This window comes from Ectopseudomonas khazarica, assembly GCF_017915135.1.
GTDB classification, from domain to species: Bacteria; Pseudomonadota; Gammaproteobacteria; order Pseudomonadales; family Pseudomonadaceae; genus Aquipseudomonas; species Aquipseudomonas khazarica.
The window spans coordinates 2,763,767-2,783,147 of the sequence record NZ_CP068551.1 but is presented as its reverse complement, the minus strand read 5'-3'; the positions used below and the strand labels follow the sequence as shown (position 1 = coordinate 2,783,147).

The 19,381-nt window shown below is 60.3% G+C and carries 14 protein-coding genes and 1 tRNA gene; 10 read left to right on the top strand and 5 right to left on the bottom strand.

The genetic code is table 11. The annotated features are described in order from the left end of the window. Positions 1 to 63: 63 nt before the first annotated feature. The 3 genes from JLK41_RS13300 to JLK41_RS13290 form a co-directional block, all read right to left on the bottom strand. Positions 64 to 1,218: a Fic family protein gene (locus tag JLK41_RS13300; RefSeq protein WP_210391231.1), complete on the bottom strand. Its 1,155-nt coding sequence runs from the start codon at positions 1,216 to 1,218 to the stop codon at positions 64 to 66. Between the two features lie 423 nt (positions 1,219 to 1,641). Further along, positions 1,642 to 1,746, bottom strand: a tRNA-Leu gene (locus JLK41_RS13295). A gap of 69 nt (positions 1,747 to 1,815) precedes the next feature. Next, a complete protein-coding gene (locus JLK41_RS13290; protein ID WP_210389107.1) occupies positions 1,816 to 2,166 on the bottom strand; it encodes a hypothetical protein in 351 nt (116 codons plus the stop codon). Positions 2,167 to 2,684: 518 nt separating this feature from the next. Here JLK41_RS13290 and JLK41_RS13285 point away from each other — a divergent pair. The 9 genes from JLK41_RS13285 (at position 2,685) to JLK41_RS13240 (ending at position 16,755) form a co-directional block, all read left to right on the top strand. Continuing rightward, the gene (locus JLK41_RS13285; RefSeq protein WP_210389106.1) at positions 2,685 to 2,954 is read left to right on the top strand and encodes a hypothetical protein; all 270 of its coding nucleotides are present in this window, start codon (positions 2,685 to 2,687) and stop codon (positions 2,952 to 2,954) included. Further along, on the top strand, positions 2,951 to 3,298 hold the full coding sequence (locus tag JLK41_RS13280; protein ID WP_210389105.1) for a LasR-specific antiactivator QslA: 348 nt from the start codon (positions 2,951 to 2,953) through the stop codon (positions 3,296 to 3,298). The genes JLK41_RS13285 and JLK41_RS13280 overlap by 4 nt, the downstream gene beginning before the upstream one ends. 490 nt (positions 3,299 to 3,788) lie before the next feature. Further along, the gene (gene radC / locus JLK41_RS13275) at positions 3,789 to 4,295 is read left to right on the top strand and encodes a RadC family protein (RefSeq protein WP_210389104.1); all 507 of its coding nucleotides are present in this window, start codon (positions 3,789 to 3,791) and stop codon (positions 4,293 to 4,295) included. A 406-nt stretch (positions 4,296 to 4,701) separates the two neighbouring features. Further along, on the top strand, positions 4,702 to 13,308 hold the full coding sequence (locus JLK41_RS13270) for a glycoside hydrolase family 94 protein (protein WP_210391230.1): 8,607 nt from the start codon (positions 4,702 to 4,704) through the stop codon (positions 13,306 to 13,308). A 6-nt stretch (positions 13,309 to 13,314) separates the two neighbouring features. Then, entirely contained in the window at positions 13,315 to 13,530 is a 216-nt protein-coding gene (locus tag JLK41_RS13265) for a CsbD family protein (RefSeq protein WP_037002018.1), read from the top strand. A gap of 557 nt (positions 13,531 to 14,087) precedes the next feature. After that, the gene (locus JLK41_RS13260; RefSeq protein ID WP_210389103.1) at positions 14,088 to 14,819 is read left to right on the top strand and encodes a S1 family peptidase; all 732 of its coding nucleotides are present in this window, start codon (positions 14,088 to 14,090) and stop codon (positions 14,817 to 14,819) included. A 107-nt stretch (positions 14,820 to 14,926) separates the two neighbouring features. Then, positions 14,927 to 15,175, top strand: coding sequence for a hypothetical protein (locus JLK41_RS13255; RefSeq protein WP_210389102.1), 249 nt, complete (start codon positions 14,927 to 14,929; stop codon positions 15,173 to 15,175). Next, positions 15,172 to 15,384, top strand: a complete 213-nt coding sequence (locus JLK41_RS13250) for a CsbD family protein (protein WP_210389101.1) — start codon at positions 15,172 to 15,174, stop codon at positions 15,382 to 15,384. Before JLK41_RS13255 ends, JLK41_RS13250 begins: the two co-directional genes overlap by 4 nt. A 309-nt stretch (positions 15,385 to 15,693) precedes the next feature. Next, positions 15,694 to 16,755, top strand: a complete 1,062-nt coding sequence (locus JLK41_RS13240; protein WP_244976417.1) for a BON domain-containing protein — start codon at positions 15,694 to 15,696, stop codon at positions 16,753 to 16,755. 199 nt (positions 16,756 to 16,954) lie between these two features. Here JLK41_RS13240 and JLK41_RS13235 read toward each other — a convergent pair whose 3' ends face one another. Further along, positions 16,955 to 17,497, bottom strand: coding sequence for a hypothetical protein (locus JLK41_RS13235; RefSeq protein WP_210389099.1), 543 nt, complete (start codon positions 17,495 to 17,497; stop codon positions 16,955 to 16,957). 226 nt (positions 17,498 to 17,723) lie between these two features. On the opposite strand from JLK41_RS13235, the gene JLK41_RS13230 reads away from it, so the two are divergent. After that, a complete protein-coding gene (locus JLK41_RS13230; protein ID WP_210389098.1) occupies positions 17,724 to 18,425 on the top strand; it encodes an alpha/beta fold hydrolase in 702 nt (233 codons plus the stop codon). 220 nt (positions 18,426 to 18,645) lie between these two features. Here the strand turns inward: JLK41_RS13230 and JLK41_RS13225 are convergent, their stop codons facing one another. After that, a complete protein-coding gene (locus JLK41_RS13225) occupies positions 18,646 to 19,362 on the bottom strand; it encodes a Crp/Fnr family transcriptional regulator (protein ID WP_210389097.1) in 717 nt (238 codons plus the stop codon). Positions 19,363 to 19,381: the final 19 nt, after the last annotated feature.

Genomic DNA, 19,381 nt, shown 5'->3' with positions numbered 1-19,381 from the left:
AATGGCCGCGCTCGGGCAACGCCCTCAAGCGTGATGCCTGACGGTCACGGGGCTTGGCGCAGGTCAGACGCCTACGACGGGTTCCGGGATGAAGCCTTCGTCCCGTAGTGCCTTGACGACGCCACGGATCAGGTAGTTGTTGGAGAAACCGATCGTGTACTGCCTGGAACCCTCGGCGACCGGGCGAAGCATGCCCTGGTCGACCAGCTTCTTCAGCTGGTAGGTCCGCTGATTGGCGGTCAACCCAGGCAGCGCAGGCGCCAGGTCCGCAGACTTCACCACGCCTTGCCTGATGGCGAGCTTGAGCACGCCCTCCTCGGTCGCCGTGATCAGGCTGCGATTGCGCGCGATATCCACGGCGGGATTGAGGATATGCCGGGTCAGGTACTCGAAATCCGTCAGGCGATCCACCTTGTCCAGCTCTTCGCGCACACCCTCCAGAACATAGATACACCAGTTTTCCAGGCCCTCCGCTGTGCCGCTGTCCGCGCCGGAAAGCATGGCGTAGTAACGCTCACGGTCATTGCAGAAGACCGCCGTAGGATTCAGCAACCGGCCACCGACGTTCACGTTGAAACCGTACTTGATCAGCAACGCGTAGGTCAGCAGCCTCACCACGCGCCCGTTGCCGTTACCGAACGGGTGGACCCAGCCAAAGCGGTGATGAGCCAGCGCCACCTTCATCAGGTCGTACTTGGATGGATCAGGCCGGTTCACGAAATCGACCAGTTCGCTCATGTAACCGGGGACGGAAACCGCATCCGGTGGAACATGGGGCGACTGGGAAATACGGACGCCCCCCGACCGATAGGCTCCGGGTGTGCGGTCACCCTCTCTTTCCAGATCGTCGACAGCAAGCTGATGCAGCTCGCGGATGAAATGCTCGGACAGCGCATCTCCGGGGCTCATCGAGCTCTCGATGTACTCCATCGCCCGTTCGATGTTCGCGACCTCCCGCAACTGGTCGCTCTCCTGCTGCCGCCCCTCGACCTTGCTTTCGACGTAATCCGCCAGTGTCGTGTGGTTACCTTCGATCCGAGCCGAACCCAGGCTCTCCAGCATGTGGAAGATGCCTTTCAACTGGTAGAACACCGGCAACGGCGTACTGCCCTGTAGCTGCAGGCGCCGCAGGTGCTCGAGCTCGTTGAGCACATCCACCAGAGGCGAAGCGAAGGAAGGGTTCAGAAGCTGGAGTTCATGATGAGCAAATGGCGACATACGCAGGATTATCTCAAAAAACAATCTCTACTATCTTGAAAAAAGACCATGAAAGCCTTGATTACAGAGGGCTTCGCGACCAATCACTCATGAAGCTATCTTGAATCAGTGGCCGTATCAAATGAAAAATGACCCTGCGCGGAACTGGAAAGGCAGCCAGTGCGGCATCTGACACGAACCTGCCGACTCTCGTGCCGTGCAGCATGGAGTAAGGACTACGAGACGCTGGTGCGTGAGCGCGGAGGCCAGGTCGGTTCTGGGGCAGGAAAGCCATGGAGATTCGAGAGGCTGGCGCGTCACTAGCTATCCTGAGCGAGGCACAAGATAGCTGTTTGGATAGTCGGCTGCCTGCCTCTGCGGCGATGGCGGGAGAAGAGACCCCAGGGGGACCTTGGGGATCGCCAGAGCTCGTGTTTCGCTAGATGGTGCCGAAGCCGGACTCGAACCGGCACGCCATTGCTGGCGAGAGATTTTAAGTCTCCAATTAATGCTCTTAAAAACAATAACTTACCTCATTATTTGTTCCGCAATCGACCGGCATCAGGCTTGCTGCAGCCCCCAGATTTCGGGGGGGGGCAGCAAATTGCGGAACGTTCCCTATGGTACTGTTCGTGAGATCCCTTGATGCGGCCGGACTAAAACATCGACTGATGGAGTGCCAGACGCCTCCGCTTTGCGATGAACTCGAACCGAAGAGATATCCAGCTCCTCCACAAGCGCTTCTTGATCCCGCTGGCCGGTTAGCTGGCCGACCAACTCCCACTGCTGATCCAGCTCTTCATTGATAGCCTGCATGCGCCCGATCATGCGCTTGGCCGAACTCTGCAGTGCTGCATCCTGGCTTCGCAGCTGTTCGAAGGCCATAGCGGTTACGGATGCGGTCATGTGGGTCATGCTGCGAGCCATGAGGCCCAGCAACTGTATCAACTGCTCTTCCTTGGCAGACATGGCGTACTCCTCCAGAGGCTGATTACCAGCGTAGCTGATGGGCTCGCTGATTACGGAAGCAAAGCTGTAAGCCATTAGCCATACCTGGAGTGAGATCTCTACCCAACGGCCCCACAGGCCGCAAGATTGAGGGCTCGACACCTCACCAACTACGCCACAGTAGGTTGCCATCCTGAAACCCTCGGGCTAGAGTGCGCCCGTCGTGGTAAGTCCCATGACCGGGTGTAGCAACCTAGGAAACCAAGATGCGGCAGCGTCATAGCGCATAGCCAGTGCCTCGGCACTGCGTTATCGCGTCTCTATGGCGGGCCGTACGGGGCAGGCTTTTGCCTGGCCGGTTCCCTTGGTTCCCGGTTTGCTACCCCCGTGCGGTCCGCCTCCATATTGTGTAGCAACGATTGGTGGCGGCTCCTTAATCGAACCAAGGAGCATAAGGAAAATGCGCTACCCCTTTTTTACCAGAGAGCTCCGCCTTGGGCTTCAGTTCTTGCTGTCCACCTCTGATCGGGAGGTGCGCCATGGCTGAGTTCGAATCCTGCGTTGTACCTTTTCCGCTGCAGCGAAGCCCGCTGCATGAATCCGAACGCTCTCCCCTACCCTCTGAAGCTGCCGCTGAACTGCGTGGCGTGATGCTCGGCAATCTGCTTGATCAGCTGGCTGAACCCGAAGGCTTGCAGCCGGCGGATCTGCGCGTGCGTATCGCTGCTTATTCAGCGCTGGCTCTGCTCGATGAAATGGTCGTGCTCTACCGCCGCGCCCTCTCTGACGTTCGAGGAAGTGCCAGATGAGCAAGAGCGTGATGACCTACCTTCCGCCTCATGATGGCCATCCAGGTATGGAGATCGCCTGGGCTGCCGACTGCAGAGAGGCGTTCAACCAGGGCGTGAAACTGGCCCAGACCTGGCTCGACAATGCCCGCAGCGGATGGCTCTGGGCAGTAATGATCGCCGAACGCGATCTGCTGCCCTGCGCTATTGAGAGGCGAGCTTTTGAGGTAGGTTTCCTGAGTCGTATCCACCAGCGTATGTGCTCACATATTCGCTGCGGTGAGCAGGCCGAGATCTATACCGCGGGTGATTGTTTTGGCCACAGAAAGACCCTGACGCTCGCCGGAGCGAGCTGTCAGGGCTGACCTGAGCCATGGCAAATGCCAATGAAGTGACCTGTTTACACAGACCAGGAAGGAAGGTTCTGAGCTAACGGAGTGCAGGGTCAGCGTACTGACTGTTTGCACTTCGTTAGCCCAGAGACCGGAGAATATTTCGGTAGCGGCCGTCTGCCAATCGTTTTGATGGAGCACTGGCTATAGGTGGCGACCAGCCTCGTTCCTTTCTCGTTGTTGGTGCAGGCCACATCTGCAGTTCTACTGCTCGCCAACAACGCCTCTAGGCGTTTTACGCCGTGTCGGCAGAGCCTGCGCGCTGCGCTTGCTGGTGGCGTCTATAAGATTGGTGGAATGGCGGTCTTGCTTTTTCCTCTCACCCTATCACGGCGTTCTCGCCGTCAAGGGCTGCATGCGCTTCGCGCATATGCGGCTGGGCCGGCTATCGCCCCCTGACTGCTGCGCTGCGCCGTGCTTGACCGGTTCCGGGCAATTCCGCCCGAGCAACTGGAGCATGATCATGTCGCAGCTTTCTCTCGCCCTTGACGCTTCTCTGATGATTCGCGACGAGCAAGGTCGCTATCTGCCTGCCACTGCAGAACAGATCCTGGATGCTGCTCGCAAGGTGATCGATCAGAAGGTTCAGCGAGGTGCAGCCTTCACATCTTCGGAGCTCGTCAAGGAGTACCTGATCGCGAAGCTGGGTGGCTTTGAGCACGAGGTTTTCTCAGCGCTGTTTCTGGATGCCAAGCATCGCCTGATCCAGTACGTCGAGATGTTCCGCGGCAGCATCGACAGTGCCTCTGTGTACCCGCGCGAGGTGGTGAAGGAAGCGCTGCGTCTGAATGCAGCTGCAGTGATCTTTGCGCATAACCATCCAAGCGGAAATCCAGAGCCAAGCCAGGCTGACAAGGTGCTCACACAGCGCTTGAAAGAAGCCTTGGCGCTGGTCGATGTCCGCTCGCTGGATCACATCATCGTGGCAGGCCAGCGCACCGTATCTTTCGCTGAGCTTGGGTTGCTATGAACCAAGGGGGGCAGAGCCCCCTTTTTGCTGCGCCCTTTCAGGCATGTGCGGCATGTACCAGAGCCTGCTTTATTTCCCGGCCGACAACAGCTCGCGAATAGAGATCAGCGCACGGCCAGATACAGCCAGCCTTGGACCGTCCATACGGCGGCCATATCCGAAACTCAATGATGGTTGGCACGATCAAAAGCAAAAACTTGTTAGTGAACAGGAACTGATTGCGCAGAGTTTGGAGTTCCGCCTGGCGAGTCAGGGAGTTATGTGCGATAGCGGACAGACGCCTCACCTGTTTCAGAGCCTGATGACTATTCACGCATCTGGATCCGCGAAACGGCATGCTAGCAACCCTGGAGTGACTACTCTTCGCTGGCCTGTCCGAACGCTGACGCCGCACGCCAGGAAGCAAATGGATACTCCGTGGTCTAGCCTCATCCGGCGGTTATGGCGCTCTACGCCTCGTACATTTGAATACGAGACTGTCCTGCGCTCCGAACTGTTCAGTGCCGAACAAATGGCCAACCATGGTGCCGAGCTCGCTCATCAGCATCGCCTCAGCCCGCACACGACCTCCGACGCCTTGCTGGAGCGACTGACCGAGAACGCCAGGGTACTAGCCAGCAGTTGCCAGGCCATGACGGCAGCGACGCTTTCCAGCCAACGGGCTACGCCCGCCGCTGAGTGGTTGCTGGATAATTTCTATCTGATCGAAGAGCAGATACAAACCGCGCAGAAGCACCTTCCGAGAGGCTATTGCCGCGAGCTTCCCGGGCTGTCCAATGGCCCCTCGTCGACCCTGCCCCGCGTGTACGACATCGCCCTGGAAACCATCTCCCACGGGGATGGACGGGTCGACAGCGAAAGCCTGGGGCGCTTCATCATGGCCTACCAATCCAGCACTGCGCTGACCCTGGGCGAACTGTGGGCCGTGCCCATCATGCTGCGCCTGGCGTTGATCGAGAATCTGCGCCGAGTGGCGTCACGGGTCATGGCCAGTTGGAATGATCGCAACCTGGCCAACCATTGGGCAGACCGTTTGAGCGAAACCGCAGAGCGTGATGCCAAGAGCATCGTCCTGGCGGTAGCGGACATGGCGCGCTCACCACTGCCCATGACCAGCTCCTTCGTTGCCGAACTGACGCGCCGGCTGCAGGGGCAGAATACCGCGCTGATCCTGCCGCTGACCTGGATCGAGCAGACACTGGCGGAATCCGACCTGAACATCGAGCGTCTGGTGCAGTTGGACGCGCAATCACAGGCAGCCGAACAGGTTTCCATCAGCAACTGCATCAACAGCCTGCGCATGCTCTCGGCCACCGATTGGCGCAAGTTCGTCGAGCACATGAGTGGCGTGGAACAGGTGCTGCGCGAGGACCCTGCCGGCATCTACGCGCGCATGGACTTCGCCACCCGCGATCACTATCGGCATGCGGTGGAGCGCTTGTCCCGAGCGTGCCAGCACGACGAGACAGCAGTCGCGCACGCGGCGCTCGAACTGGCCACCGGCGCGCCGCCCGATACACCACGCACGGCCCATGTCGGTTTCTACCTGGTCGATAAAGGCGTACCGGCACTGGAGCGACAGCTCGGCGTGCGGCTGTCGCTCATCGAGCGGGGGCAACGCCTGCTCAGACGTGCGCCTCTGTATTTCTTCCTGACCCCGGCACTGCTGCTCAGCGCCATATTGGCCTGGCCCCTGCTGGCCCTGGCGCATGCCGATCATTGGTCGCCGCTTTACCTGGCCATGCTCAGCGTACCGATTCTGCTGATGACCAGTCGCCTGGCCATCGGCCTGGTGAACTGGCTGGTGACCCTGACGATGCCGGCGAACATGTTGCCGCGCCTCGATTACAGCGAGGGCATTCCCACAGATGCCTGCACCCTTGTGGTCGTACCGACCCTCATTGGCAGCACGCAGGATGTCGATGAACTGGTGGAAGGCATGGAGGTGCGCTACCTGGCCAACCGCGACAGCAATCTGCATTTTGCCCTGCTCACCGACTTCCTCGACGCGCAGCAGGAGACGCAGGATGAGGATGCCGAGCTGCTGGAGCGAGCCAGCCAGGCAACCGAAGCGTTGAATGACAAGTACCCGGCCATGGCAGGCAGCCGGTTCAACCTGCTGCACCGGCCCAGACGCTGGAACCCGACCGAACGACGCTGGATGGGGCATGAACGCAAACGCGGCAAGCTGAGCGAGCTCAATGCCCTGTTGCGCGGCCAAGGGCAAGAACGCTTCGCCTTGATTGTCGGCGACCTGGCGAGGCTGCAGCAGACTGTCTACGTGATCACCCTGGACACTGACACGCAGCTACCGCGTGATGTCGCGCGCCAGCTCATCGGGACCCTCGCTCACCCGCTGAACGTGGCACAGTTCGACGCCAGCCAGCGACGCATCATCAGCGGTTACGCCATCCTGCAGCCACGGGTCGGCATCAGCCTGTCGAGCATCGCGCGCTCGACCTACGCCCACCTGTTCGGCAGTGATGCAGGGATCGACCCTTACACGCGCGCAGTTTCCGACGTTTACCAGGATCTGTTCAGCAATGGCTCGTTCATCGGCAAGGGCATCTATGCCGTGGATGCCTTCGAGCGGGCGCTGGTGGATTGCCTGCCGGCAAACCGCATCCTCAGTCATGACCTCATCGAGGGGTGCTATGCGCGCTCCGGCTTGATCAGCGACATCCAGGTCTATGAGGAATACCCCGCCTGCTACAGCGCCGATGCCAAGCGGCACCACCGCTGGATTCGCGGCGACTGGCAGTTGCTGCCCTGGTTGCTCTCATGCCCGCCCTCGGCTGGTTGTAAGCAGGCTATCCGCCTGGATGCCCTGGGCCGCTGGAAGATCCTCGACAACCTGCGCCGCAGCCTTGAGCCGACGGCTTTTCTGTGCGCGCTCCTATGGGCCTGGTTCGCCAGCTCGCAGCCGCTGCTGTGGGTACTGGCGATCATGGCCCTGGTGCTCACGCAACCCTTGCTGGGTCTGTTGCTTGAATTGCTGCACAAGCCGCCCGAGGTGCCTCTACGCCTGCATCTGAGCACAACCATTGGCAGCAGCGCATCGAGCTTTCAGCGTGCCCTCTTGCCACTGGTCTGGCTGCCGTTCGAGACGCTCAACAGCCTGGATGCGATTGGCCGAACGCTCTGGAGAGTGCTGGTCAGTCATCGCAACCTGCTGCAGTGGAACCCTTCTCGGCAAGTCGAGCGCTGCAGTCGTAACGATCTATCCGGGCTGTACCGCCTCATGTGGGTATGCCCAGCGCTGGCCGCTGGCCTGTTCATTCTGCTGCTCATGCAACCGCTGACATTGGCCGTCGCAGCCCCTTTTCTGCTCGCCTGGTCGGTAGCCCCCGCACTCGCCTGGTGGCTGAGCCAGCCATCGGCCTCACCGGCGTTCGAGCCCACTGCGCACGAGCGACGCTTCCTGCACCAGCAGGCACGGCGGAACTGGGCATTCTTCGAGGATCTGGTCGGGCCTGCGGACAACTGGCTGCCGCCGGACAACATCCAGGAACAGCCAGTGGCCGTCACCGCGCATCGCACCTCGCCCACCAACATGGGGATGGCCCTGCTGTCCCACCTGGCCGCCCATGATTTCGCCTATATCGGTGGCGGGCGCTTGCTTGCCCGCCTGGAACACATGCTGACCAGCATGGCGCTGCTGCCGCGCTATCGCCGGCATTTTTACAACTGGTACGACACGCTCACCCTCAAACCACTGGCACCGCATTACATCTCGACGGTGGACAGCGGCAACCTCGCTGGCCTGCTCATGACACTTCGCCAGGGGCTGCTGGAGCTGCCTGATACGCAGCCGGATGACGCACGCACGCTGCAAGGCCTGAGAGATTGCCTTGATGTCCTGCAGGAATCCGTGCTGGATGCCGGCCTGGACGAACAGCTTCTCGACGAGTTGCTCAAGGCGTTGGCAGAGCCTGCGCTCACCGACTTGCTGCCTACCCTACAGCGCTTGCTCGAGCAAGCCGAGAAGCTGACCATGCCCCTGGCTCAGCAAGAAGAGCCCAGCTACTGGCTACAGGTGCTGAGTGCGCAATGCCGAGACCTGAGTGCTGAAATGTCCAGCCTGCTCCTGCCAGGCGAACGCTCGCGACGCTTCACCTGGCGGCGATTGGCAACGCTCGATACCAACGACTGGCCGGCAGACGAGCAGGTGCCGACGCGCAAAGCCAAAGCCTGCGCAATGGAGCGAATCGCGCTGGTAGAACGCCTGGCCAAATTGGCAGGCGACCTGGCAGACATGGATTTCACCTTTCTCTATGACCCGCAGAGAGACCTGCTGGCCATCGGTTACAACGCCGATGAGCAGCGTCTCGATGGCGCCTACTACGACCTGCTGGCCTCGGAAGCACGACTGACCAACTTCGTCGTGATTGCCCAGGGTCAGTTACCACAGGAGGGCTGGTTCGCCCTCGGCCGACTATTGACCAGCAGCGGTAGCGTCCCGGTGCTGCTGTCGTGGACCGGCTCGATGTTCGAGTACCTCATGCCACTGCTGGTCATGCCCAGTTACCCGAACACCTTGCTGGATCAGACCTGCAAGGCCGCCGTGGCGCTCCAGATCGATTATGCCGGCAAGCTCGGCCTGCCCTGGGGCGTATCCGAGTCAGGCTACAACGCCCTCGACACGCAGTTGAACTATCAGTACCGCGCGTTCGGCGTTCCAGGCCTTGGCTTAAAGCGCGGACTCGGTGACGACATCGTCGTCGCCCCCTATGCATCGGCTCTGGCGCTGCTGGTGGCGCCTGCTGAAGCCTGCCGCAATCTGCAGGCGCTGGCAGACATGGGCATGGCCGGTCGCTATGGTTTGTACGAAGCGCTGGACTTCACCAGCGCGCGCTTGCCCCTGGGGCGCAGCTCGGCGGTGATCCAGTCGTTCATGGCCCACCACCAGGGCATGAGCTTCCTGGCGCTGGCTGCCGTGCTACTCAAGCGCCCCATGCACCGGCGCTTCGAGGCCGATCCACAGTTCCAGGCCACCGCCTTGCTCCTCCAGGAGCGCATGCCCAAAAGTGCGCCCCAATACCTGCACGCGCCCCAGATGCAGCAGGAGGAAGTGGCCACTCGCGCCGATGAGAGCAAGTTGCGCGTCTATACCCACCCCGATCGCGCTCATCCTGCCGTGCAGTTGCTCTCCAACGGCCATTATCACGTAATGATCAGCCATGCCGGCGGCGGCTACAGCCGTTGCGACGAGCTCGCCGTCACCCGCTGGCAGGAGGACGTGACCTGTGACGCCGCCGGCACGTTCTGCTACCTGCGCGACACCGCCAGCGGTGCATTTTGGTCAAACGCATTCCAACCAACGCTGCAGCGTACGGAGAGTTTCGAGGCGATATTCACCGATGCCAGGGCCGAGTTCCGTTTACGCGAACGGGATATCGATACGCATACGGAGATCGTCGTGTCCCCCGAGGACAATGCCGAGCTGCGGCGTCTGCATATCAGCAATCGTGGCACCACGCGTCGCTCCATCGAACTAACCAGCTACGCCGAAGTGGTGCTGGCACCGCAGCGCAGTGACTTGGCCCATCCGGCCTTCAGCAAACTGTTCATAGAAACCGAGCTGCACGCGGATCTACAAGCGATTCTGTGCACCCGCCGGCCACGCTCGAAAACGGAACGCAGCACCTGGCTCTGCCATTTGCTGGCCGCCCATGGCGTTGACATCGAGGCGATCTCCTACGAAACCGACCGAGCCCGCTTCATCGGTCGCGGGCGCAACCTGGCGCAGCCGGCGGCCATGGATGTCGATGAGCTCTCCGGTACGGTCGGCGCCGTGCTCGATCCCATCGTGGCGATACGCTGTCGATTCATCCTGGAGGCCGGTCAAGGCGCCATCCTCGATCTGGTAAGCGGTGTCAGCGACAGCCGTAGTGGGTGTCTGCACCTGATCAACAAATACCGCGACCGCCATCTCGCCGATCGCGTCTTTGATCTGGCCTGGACACATAGCCAAGTGCTGCTGCGGCAACTGAACATCAGCCACGCTGATGCACGCCTGTTCGAGCAGATGGCCGCGTCGATCATTTACAGTACACCCTCACTGCGTGCGCCCCCTCAGATCCTGGCGGCCAACCAGCGTAATCAGAGTGGGCTCTGGGGCCAGGCCATCTCGGGCGATCTGCCGATCGTACTGCTGCAAATTTCCAGCGCCGGTAACATCGAACTGGTGCGGCAACTGGTACAAGCCCATGCCTACTGGCGCCAAAAGGGGCTGGTAGTCGATCTTGTGATCTGGAACGAAGACCAGGCCGGTTACCGGCAAAACCTACAAGACCTCATACTGGGCCTGGCGACCTCCGGCAGCGAGGCGAATCTGCTAGATAGACCCGGCGGCATTTTCGTCCGCCCGGTGCAGCAGCTGTCCAGCGAGGATCGGATTCTGATGCAGGCCGTGGCGCACCTGGTGCTCAACGACAGGCATGGCCGTCTGTCCGAGCAGATCCGTCATCGCAAGGCAGGCCCGGCCTTGCCGATGTTCGATGCGCGCTTGCTGCACAAGCCCGCGCGCAGCTCAACACTTCCGGCGCCAGACCCAAGCCTGTTACTGAGCAACCCCTATGGAGGATTCAGCGCCGATGGCAACGAATACGTCATTCGTCTGATGCCTGGTCAGCCGACTCCGGCGCCCTGGGTCAACGTGATCGCCAACCCCCAGTTCGGCACGGTGATATCGGAAAGCGGCAGCGCCTACACCTGGCATGAAAATGCTCACGAATTCCGCCTCACGCCGTGGTGCAACGACCCCGTCACCGACGCCAGCGAAGAGGCCATCTACCTGCGCGACGAGGACAATGGCCACTACTGGTCACCGACTGCCCTGCCCTGTCCGGGAAACGGTCGTTACCTCACCCGCCACGGGTTCGGCTACAGCCTGTTCGAGCACACTGAGGACGGCATCCAGACCAAGCTGCGCATCTACGTGGCACTGGAGGCACCGATAAAGTTCTCGCAGTTGCTGGTGCGCAACACCTCGGATCGTCCACGGCGACTCTCTATCACCGGCTATGTGGCCTGGGTTCTGGGCGAACTGCGCAGTCAATCGACCATGCATATCGTCACTTATGCAGACGTGGACACTGGCGCTCTGTTCGCACGCAACGCCTACTCGATCGAGTTCCCTGGCCGAGTGGCGTTCTTCGATGTCGACATGCCGCTCATGAGCATTACGGCCGACCGCGGCGAATTCATCGGCCGCAATGGCAACCTCAAGGCACCGGCAGCCATGGCTCAGGAACAGCTGTCAGGGCGCAGAGGCACTGGGCTCGACCCCTGCGCCGCGCTGCGCGTGGGGATCGAACTGGCGCCCGGGGAGAGCCGTAAGGTGATCTTTCGCCTCGGCGCCGAGCAGAACGCAAAGAGCGCATCTCACCTGGTTCAACGCATGCGCGGTAGCGCGACGGCAGCGATCGAGCTAGAAATCGTTCGCACCCACTGGCGCTCGACGCTGGCAGCGGTGCAGATTGAAACACCCGAGCCGGCGCTCGATGTCCTGGTGAACGGCTGGCTGATGTATCAGGTCATCGCCAGCCGCTTCTGGGCACGCAGTGGTTACTACCAGTCTGGCGGAGCCATCGGCTTTCGCGATCAATTGCAGGACGGCATGGCGATGCTGCACACCGAGCCGGCAGCGGTGCGTCGACATTTGCTGCTGTGCGCAGCCCACCAGTTCATCGAGGGCGACGTGCAACACTGGTGGCACCCGCCGATGAACCGTGGCGTGCGCACCGGCTGCTCCGATGACTATCTCTGGCTGGCCCTGGCGACGAGCCGCTACGTGCAGGTCACGGGTGACCACAGCGTGCTCTCGGAAAGCGTCGGTTACCTGGAAGGCCGCACACTCAATGACGGCGAGGAGTCCTACTACGATCTGCCCGGCCAGTCGGCTCTACGAGAAACGCTTTACCAGCATTGCGTGCGCGCCATCGAGCACAGCCTGCCACGCGGCGTTCACGGCCTGCCGCTGATGGGCCATGGCGACTGGAATGACGGAATGAACCGTGTCGGTGAACAGGGCAAGGGGGAGAGTGTCTGGCTCGGTTTCTTCGGCCATGAAGTGTTACGCCAGTTCGCGACCACCGCCGAACTCAATGGCGATCCGGACTGTGCACGCCGCTGTCGGCAGGAGGCAACGCTCCTAGGTGAAAACCTGGAAAGCTACGCCTGGGATGGTGCCTGGTATCGCCGCGCCTACTTCGACGATGGCACGCCACTGGGCTCTGCCAGCAACGACGAGTGCCGTATCGACTCCATCACCCAGAGCTGGTGCGTACTCTCCGGTACGGCACCCGAGCAGCGCCAGCGGATGGCCATGGAGTCGCTCGACCGTCACCTGTTTCGTCGCGACATAGGTCTGATCAAGCTGCTCACCCCGCCCTTCGATAGCGATGCCATGGAACCTGGCTATATCAAGGGCTATCTACCCGGCATCCGCGAGAACGGCGGCCAGTACACCCACGCAGCGGTCTGGGCAAGCATGGCCTTTGCCGCGCTCGGCGACAGCACGCGAGCCTGGGAACTCCTGCACGCCATCAACCCGATCGCCCATGGAGACAGTGCCGCTGCGATTGCGACCTACAAGATCGAGCCCTACGTGCTGGCTGCCGATGTCTACGGCATGCCGCCGCATGAGGGGCGTGGCGGCTGGAGTTGGTACACCGGCTCCGCCGGGTGGATGTACCGCTTGATCGTCGAGTCCTTGCTCGGTGTGCAGCGTAGCGGCGCCTTCCTGCATATGCGTCCGCTATTGCCGGCACACTGGCCCGGTTTCACCTTGCACTACCGTTATGGCGCCACGCCTTACCGAATCACGGTGCGGCGCACAAATCAGGATGAGCAGACGATCGACCTCGATGACATCCGTCTTGAAGGCGATAGGCTGCCGTTGCGTGATGATGATCGGGAACACCATGTGGACATCAAGCTGCCGCTGAATCTCATCGGCAGCCCTGACCCCGTCATGCCGCCCACTCAGCCTTTTGGCATCATGGAGTAACCTCAAATGAGCAGACTACTTAGCGACATCATCAAAGGAAAATGGCGGCAGCTGGCTGGTCCGGCCATGATCAACTGGGATGAGTTGACCCTTAATGAACTGATCAAATCCGAAGGGGATCAAGATAAATTGACCCACCTCGTAGAGGCACGCTACGGCATGACCCACGAAGAAGCAGAAAAACAGGTGCTGAGCTTCTTCGAGCGCAATCGCACCACCTGATACCTACACACGTCTTGAAGACGCAGCCTGCTGGAATGACCGAACAGACGAGCAAAAGCCTTCAGCCGAGCTAGCTATCCATCAAGTCATCTTGCAAGTCTCGTGTCGATTGTTCGCGCCTATCGCGCCTGAGAAGTCGACGTTCACGCTGCTCAACCTCTTGCTGGTGACTGCTCGAATCAGAGCTCCCGGGCAAGTACTGGTCAGCAGGTTTACTTGGTTGGTCAGTTTTTTTGGGCTTGTGCATATCGTTCACCAATCGGAATTATCCGACGCGAAGCAGACGCGCCATCCATTTGGATACTGCCACCCCGTATTCACTCGATCCGTACGCTGGCACGCATACACTGCGGTCTTCACCGATAGACTGCACTGCACCGAAACGAGGGATGGCCTCGCATTCATCGGTGATGCCATGGCTGGCTGCAGAATGGATGAAAGATCAGGACGCAATGGCACAAGTAGCACCGCTGGTTTGACTGTCTGCGGGCTAGCCCAAGGACTTGATGCAACATGTCAGTTAGTAAGCAAATTATCGACCGGAGGCCCTGAAAACCATGATCGACTCCCTGATGTTGAGCGTGGCACGTATCACAACTATTGCGGGTACACAGGTGCTGACGAATGCCAGCGGCTTCTTCTTCGCCCGCGATGAGCGCTTGTTCCTGGTCACCAGCCGTCACGTGTTGATCGATGAGCCCACTGGTCATCACCCGGACTGCCTGGAGATAGAGGTCCACACCGATTCGAGCAACATGGCCAGCTCCACAGGCTTTTCAATCCCTCTTTACCGCAACGGCGGAAGTCTATGGCGCCAAGGTTTGGATAGTGCCGGCGAGATCGATGTGGCCGTGATCGAAATCGAACGCCTAGCACTGCCTACTGCCATCGCCTACCACGCCTTCAGACCAGAACATTTGCTGGAGCCTCAGGAGCACATCGAGATCGGCAGTCAGTTGCTAGTGGTCGGTTTTCCGCTTGGTTTCCATGACAGCGTTCATCACATGCCGGTGGTACGCCACGCAATTCTCGCCTCCTCTTTCGGCCTACGCTTTCAGGGCCTCGGTTATTTTCTCACCGATGCCCGCACTCACCGCGGCACCAGTGGTGCACCAGTGGTGATGCGGGCCCTCGATCCAGCCGTCGGGCGGCAAGCCCTGCCGTGGCGTCTGCTGGGTATTCACTCGTCTCGAGTCGACCTAGGCAGCCGTGACTTGTTGCTGGACGAGGCGCTGGGCCTTAACTGCACCTGGTATGCTGATATCTTGATGACGCTGACCGAGCACTAATTTCCAGCTTAAGCTCGGCAGCGCACCGACCAGCCCCCACCCGCCTGTCACAGTCCTCTCCCCGGCACCCCGCACCTTTGCAGTTGCCGTTTTAGCAAGAGGTCATTATGCACAAGCCCACCCACAAACAACCGGTCAAGAATTCGGATAAAACCGAAGGCCAAGCCCAGAAACCGGCAAACGCCAGCCCCGTCCAGCCGTTCTATAAGGCGGATCGCGATCCGGTCATCAGCAAAGACAGCTTTGAGGGCCCCGCCAAGTCGCCTCAACAACCCAAGGAAGCGGCCAACCAAACCAAGCCGCAGGCCACTCAGGACAAGCGCAACGCGCAGAACCAAGAGCCGAAAAAGTCATGAGCCTGCCCAGTACAGATGCCCTCAAAGGCAAATGGCAGCAACAGGTCGGCGCCGCAAAGATTGCTTGGGGCAAACTGACCGAAGACGAGTTGCTGAAAACCGAAGGCCAGGAGCAGAAACTGGCTGGTCTGCTCAAGGAGCGTTACGCCCTCACGCGTGACGAGGCCGACAAACAGGTCAAGAGTTTCCTGCAGAAATGCAAAAGCTGATCTAACCCCACACCCCATCGCTCCGCGTCATGCGGAGCGCTTGGCTGCCTGGTGTTCAGCGCCAAAGCCCCCTCTACTACCTGCCTCACTGTCGCAAGCGTACATGTGCTCACGTGCGCAGCCTTACAGATTGGCAGCCCTGCCTACGCCATGCTGAGCGCCACCCCACCTCTCAGACCTGCTAAACCCACCCCATCATCAACGCTGCAAAGAGCCCGTCATGAGCCTGGGCACCATTCTGCTGGTCGTGCTGATCCTGCTGTTGGGCGGCGCCATTCCCACCAGGCCCATAGCCGCCGCTGGGGCTGCATGCCCAGCGGCGGCCTGAGCCTGATCGTCAATTCTGGTGCTGCTCGGCCGGATATGAATCTGGGCCTGCCCTCGGTGCGTCAACGCACCGACCGCCAGCCCACGCGCTGCCAAGCTGCATCACCGGTATTCGCCACAGCCGATGCCGGTGCAACGCCCTCTCTCCACTTCAGCCAGGCGACAGCTAAACACGTAGCGCCGCCGGCTTTCTCGCAAAGGATTATCACCATGCATACGCAACCCCGTACCCTTCTACTGGCGTCTTCACTCGCTTTGGCCATCGCCACGGCGAGTGGTGGTGCGTTAGCGGAAAACATGTCCAAGGACATTACCGAGGCACGTCAGGAAAGCCAGATCTGGACCGCCTACTCCATCAGCCCCTACCTGCGCGCCAGCGCTCTCAAGGTTTCGGTGGAAAACGGCAAGGCGACCCTGAGTGGCCGAGTGACCGAAGAAGCCAACAAGGAGCTGGCCAATGAGATCGCGCTCGGCGTCAGCGGAATAGATTCTGTGACCAACAACATCGTCGTCGATGCGAAGTTCACCCCGAGCAAATCCAGCGATGCACTCAGCTTCGGCGACACCATCGACGACGCCAATACCACGGCAGCAATCAAGTCCAAGCTGCTTTGGAGCCGACATGCCGAAGGCATGGATACCAAGGTGGTTACACGCGATGGCAAGGTCACCCTCAGCGGCACCGTGGGCAGTAGCGAAGCCCGCGAGTATGCGGTTAGCCTGGCGATGAGCACCAATGGCGTGACTTCGGTCGACAATCATCTCAGGATCAAGGCAGATAAGCCGGATATGGTTGAAAGTGGCAAGCAGGCAGCCAGCGAAGTCGGTGACGACATCGTCGATAGCTGGATCACCACCAAGGTAAAATCCACTCTGCTCTATTCGCGCAATGTCGGCGGCACGGGGATCGATGTCAGCACCGAGAACGGTATCGTCACCCTCAGCGGCAAGGTTCTCGATGGCGCCGAAAGAGCCCTGGCGGTGAAACTCACGGAAAACGTACGCGGGGTGAAAAGCGTGCAATCGAAGGCGCTAACCTTCTAAATTGAGGGAACTGCGCCAGGTCAGCCTCGGCAGGCTGACCTTTCTTCGCTATTGCAAACCGTAGCGTGCTAACAGCCATGTCCCAGGCAAACCAAGCAACGCTGATGTCGGAAATGGCCCGCAACGCAGCGGCTATACTGCTCGCACAAGGCAGTTGCTAGCAGGTACTGAATGTATCCGTCAGCCCTGCATGAACCGTTTAGCTCGACCAGCCGCCATGCCCACGCTGGATCATATCCACATCCGTGCAGGCACCACCGGAGGCCGTCAGCACTTCAAGGACCGTAGTGGTTTCCTCGGCGCTGCTGGTACTGACCAACAGCACAGTGCTGCCCGCTTCTATTTTACGATGAGTCAGCGGCGAGCGCCGGCCCGCGAGGGTGCCAGGAGACACTGAGGCGACCCCAGCCATGGCACCGAGGAAGGCCCCGAGGAAAGCGCCCCAGCCAATGAGCTTGATCGGTGCGAGCAGCAAGCCCATGTCCGTGATCGTCAGAGCAGCCTGGATCAGGGCGCCGAGACCAGCACCGATCAAGGCACCGATAGAACCATCCATCAACATCGCATCGCGCACCGCCCGACTCTTGACCCGAGTCGGCAAGTTCAACGGCACGAGCTCACCGGCGATCAGGATCTTCATCTGCTCGCGTGACAAGCCGCGCTGTATCAGTTGCAACAGAGCGTGTTCGGCCTTTTCACGCAAGGCAAAACTGGCGGATAGGTTGTGACTGTAGGTGTCCACTGTACTACTCCCGATTGGTTCCGCACGCAGGGTGCGCACAGCTTCAAGCTAAGGCCCGGACGCGGTGACGTCTGTGCGCTCGCATACCTTGGCATCGCAATACGACCGAAACATAGTGCGCTAGCGCACGGTGGACCTGCGGCACATGGCGCAACCTGATCAGTGATCGTGTCCGGCAACCCCGGACGTTGCGCTACCACTACCATATTCAATAGCGAGGTTCACCATGACCAGACCACACCTGCTGCTGCTTCCAGGATTACTCTGCGATGCGCGCCTCTGGCAACACCAGGCCGCAGCTCTCGCCGCCAGCGCGCACGTTTCGGTCGCCGACGTCAGCGATGAAGACTCCATTTCCGCCATGGCCCGCGCGGTACTTGCCAAAGCACCGGCCGATGAGTTCGCCCTGGCCGGTTTTTCTCTGGGCGGCTATGTCGCCTTGGAAATTTTCCGCCAGGCAACGCAGCGTGTGCAGGCCTTAGCCTTGCTGAATACCAGCGCCAGGCCCGACACTGACGAAGATAGCGAAGCCCGAATGCAGTCGATACGTCTGGCGGCGATAGATTTTCCCGCCGTCACCGAAGGGCTGTTACCAAAACTGGTGCACCCGGCGCACCTGGATGATCTGGGCTTGCTAGAGGTGATCCGTGCCATGGCCAACAGCCAAGGCGCACAAGTCTGCATCAACCAGCAGCGAGCCATGATCGGCCGTGTCGATAGCCGACCGGATCTGTACCGGATCGCCTGTCCGACCCTAGTGCTGTGCGGCAGCGCCGATGCCATTACCCCACCGAAAGTGCACCGGGAAATGGCCGACGCCATCACCGGCGCGCAGCTGACCATCATCGAAACCTGTGGTCACCTGTCTCCGCTGGAGAAACCGGACACCGTCTCCAAGGAGCTGAAAAACTGGTTAGCGCGGCTGTAGCCGCAAACGGAGCCAGGCATCAGGCCCCAGAGGGCTCAAATTCAACCGTTAAGGCGCGAAATTTGCCATCCAGGGTACCGAACAACCCCGCGCCGGTGAGCATGCCACACACGAACTGGCTATGGCCCGGCAAGCGCCGAAGCAGCAGTTCAGGACTAGGACATGCTGATGGCCATGCGCTTGGCCGAACAGCCGGTATGCCGTTCAGACAGCGCCTGCGTTAGGCCAAATCACGCAGCGGCAGGCTGAACTGACGACTGTATTCGTCTTGCATCTCGGCATAACACTCGCAGGCCGCCGCTTCCAGCCTCGCCCGGTCGATTATACCAATCTCGCCACGACAGTAGTGAATCAGGCCGCGTAACTGCAGAGCCCCAGCGGCAATAGTCACCCCACTGCGGCGCACCCCGAGCATGTTGGCCAGGTATTGATGGGTCAGATGGAAATGGTCGGTATGGGCGCGGTCGTGTGTCATCAGTAACAAACGCGCGAGGCGCGGTTCCAGGGCATGGAAGTGGCCGCAGGCGACGTTCTGCGACAACTGCACCTGCAATACGTAGAGATAGCACTTGAGCCGACGCATTAGCCGCGGTCGGGCCAGCAGTTCCTCGTGCAACGCTTCGATGCTGATACGCAGGGCGCTGCCTGCACCCTGCACCACAGCCCGACTGGGCGCCGTTTCGATCCCCAGTATAAGGGTGACACCAAGCATGCCTTCATTGCCGATCAACCCTAATTCCAGCGGCTTATGGCCGCGTAGGGTGATCACCTGCGAGATAGAGGCTGTGAGCGGAAAGTACAGGTAGTGCATCGGCTGGTTCACCTCGCATAGGAGACACCCAAACTGTAATTGCACTGCTTCACAGTGCCGCAGCACGGCATTACGCTCCCTGATTGGCAAACCGGCCAGGAGCAGATTCTGGATAGCACCTGACATTGGCAGGTTCCTGCGGCAC

Coding starts and splice junctions, on each gene's coding strand:
- JLK41_RS13270 (WP_210391230.1), top strand. CDS start 4,702: ATGGATACTCCGTGGTCTAGCCTCATCCGGCGGTTATGGCGCTCTACG.
- JLK41_RS13280 (WP_210389105.1), top strand. CDS start 2,951: ATGAGCAAGAGCGTGATGACCTACCTTCCGCCTCATGATGGCCATCCA.
- JLK41_RS13260 (WP_210389103.1), top strand. CDS start 14,088: ATGATCGACTCCCTGATGTTGAGCGTGGCACGTATCACAACTATTGCG.
- JLK41_RS13290 (WP_210389107.1), bottom strand. CDS start 2,166: ATGTCTGCCAAGGAAGAGCAGTTGATACAGTTGCTGGGCCTCATGGCT.
- JLK41_RS13250 (WP_210389101.1), top strand. CDS start 15,172: ATGAGCCTGCCCAGTACAGATGCCCTCAAAGGCAAATGGCAGCAACAG.
- JLK41_RS13300 (WP_210391231.1), bottom strand. CDS start 1,218: ATGTCGCCATTTGCTCATCATGAACTCCAGCTTCTGAACCCTTCCTTC.
- JLK41_RS13225 (WP_210389097.1), bottom strand. CDS start 19,362: ATGTCAGGTGCTATCCAGAATCTGCTCCTGGCCGGTTTGCCAATCAGG.
- JLK41_RS13240 (WP_244976417.1), top strand. CDS start 15,694: ATGCCCAGCGGCGGCCTGAGCCTGATCGTCAATTCTGGTGCTGCTCGG.
- JLK41_RS13265 (WP_037002018.1), top strand. CDS start 13,315: ATGAGCAGACTACTTAGCGACATCATCAAAGGAAAATGGCGGCAGCTG.
- radC (WP_210389104.1), top strand. CDS start 3,789: ATGTCGCAGCTTTCTCTCGCCCTTGACGCTTCTCTGATGATTCGCGAC.
- JLK41_RS13255 (WP_210389102.1), top strand. CDS start 14,927: ATGCACAAGCCCACCCACAAACAACCGGTCAAGAATTCGGATAAAACC.
- JLK41_RS13230 (WP_210389098.1), top strand. CDS start 17,724: ATGACCAGACCACACCTGCTGCTGCTTCCAGGATTACTCTGCGATGCG.
- JLK41_RS13285 (WP_210389106.1), top strand. CDS start 2,685: ATGGCTGAGTTCGAATCCTGCGTTGTACCTTTTCCGCTGCAGCGAAGC.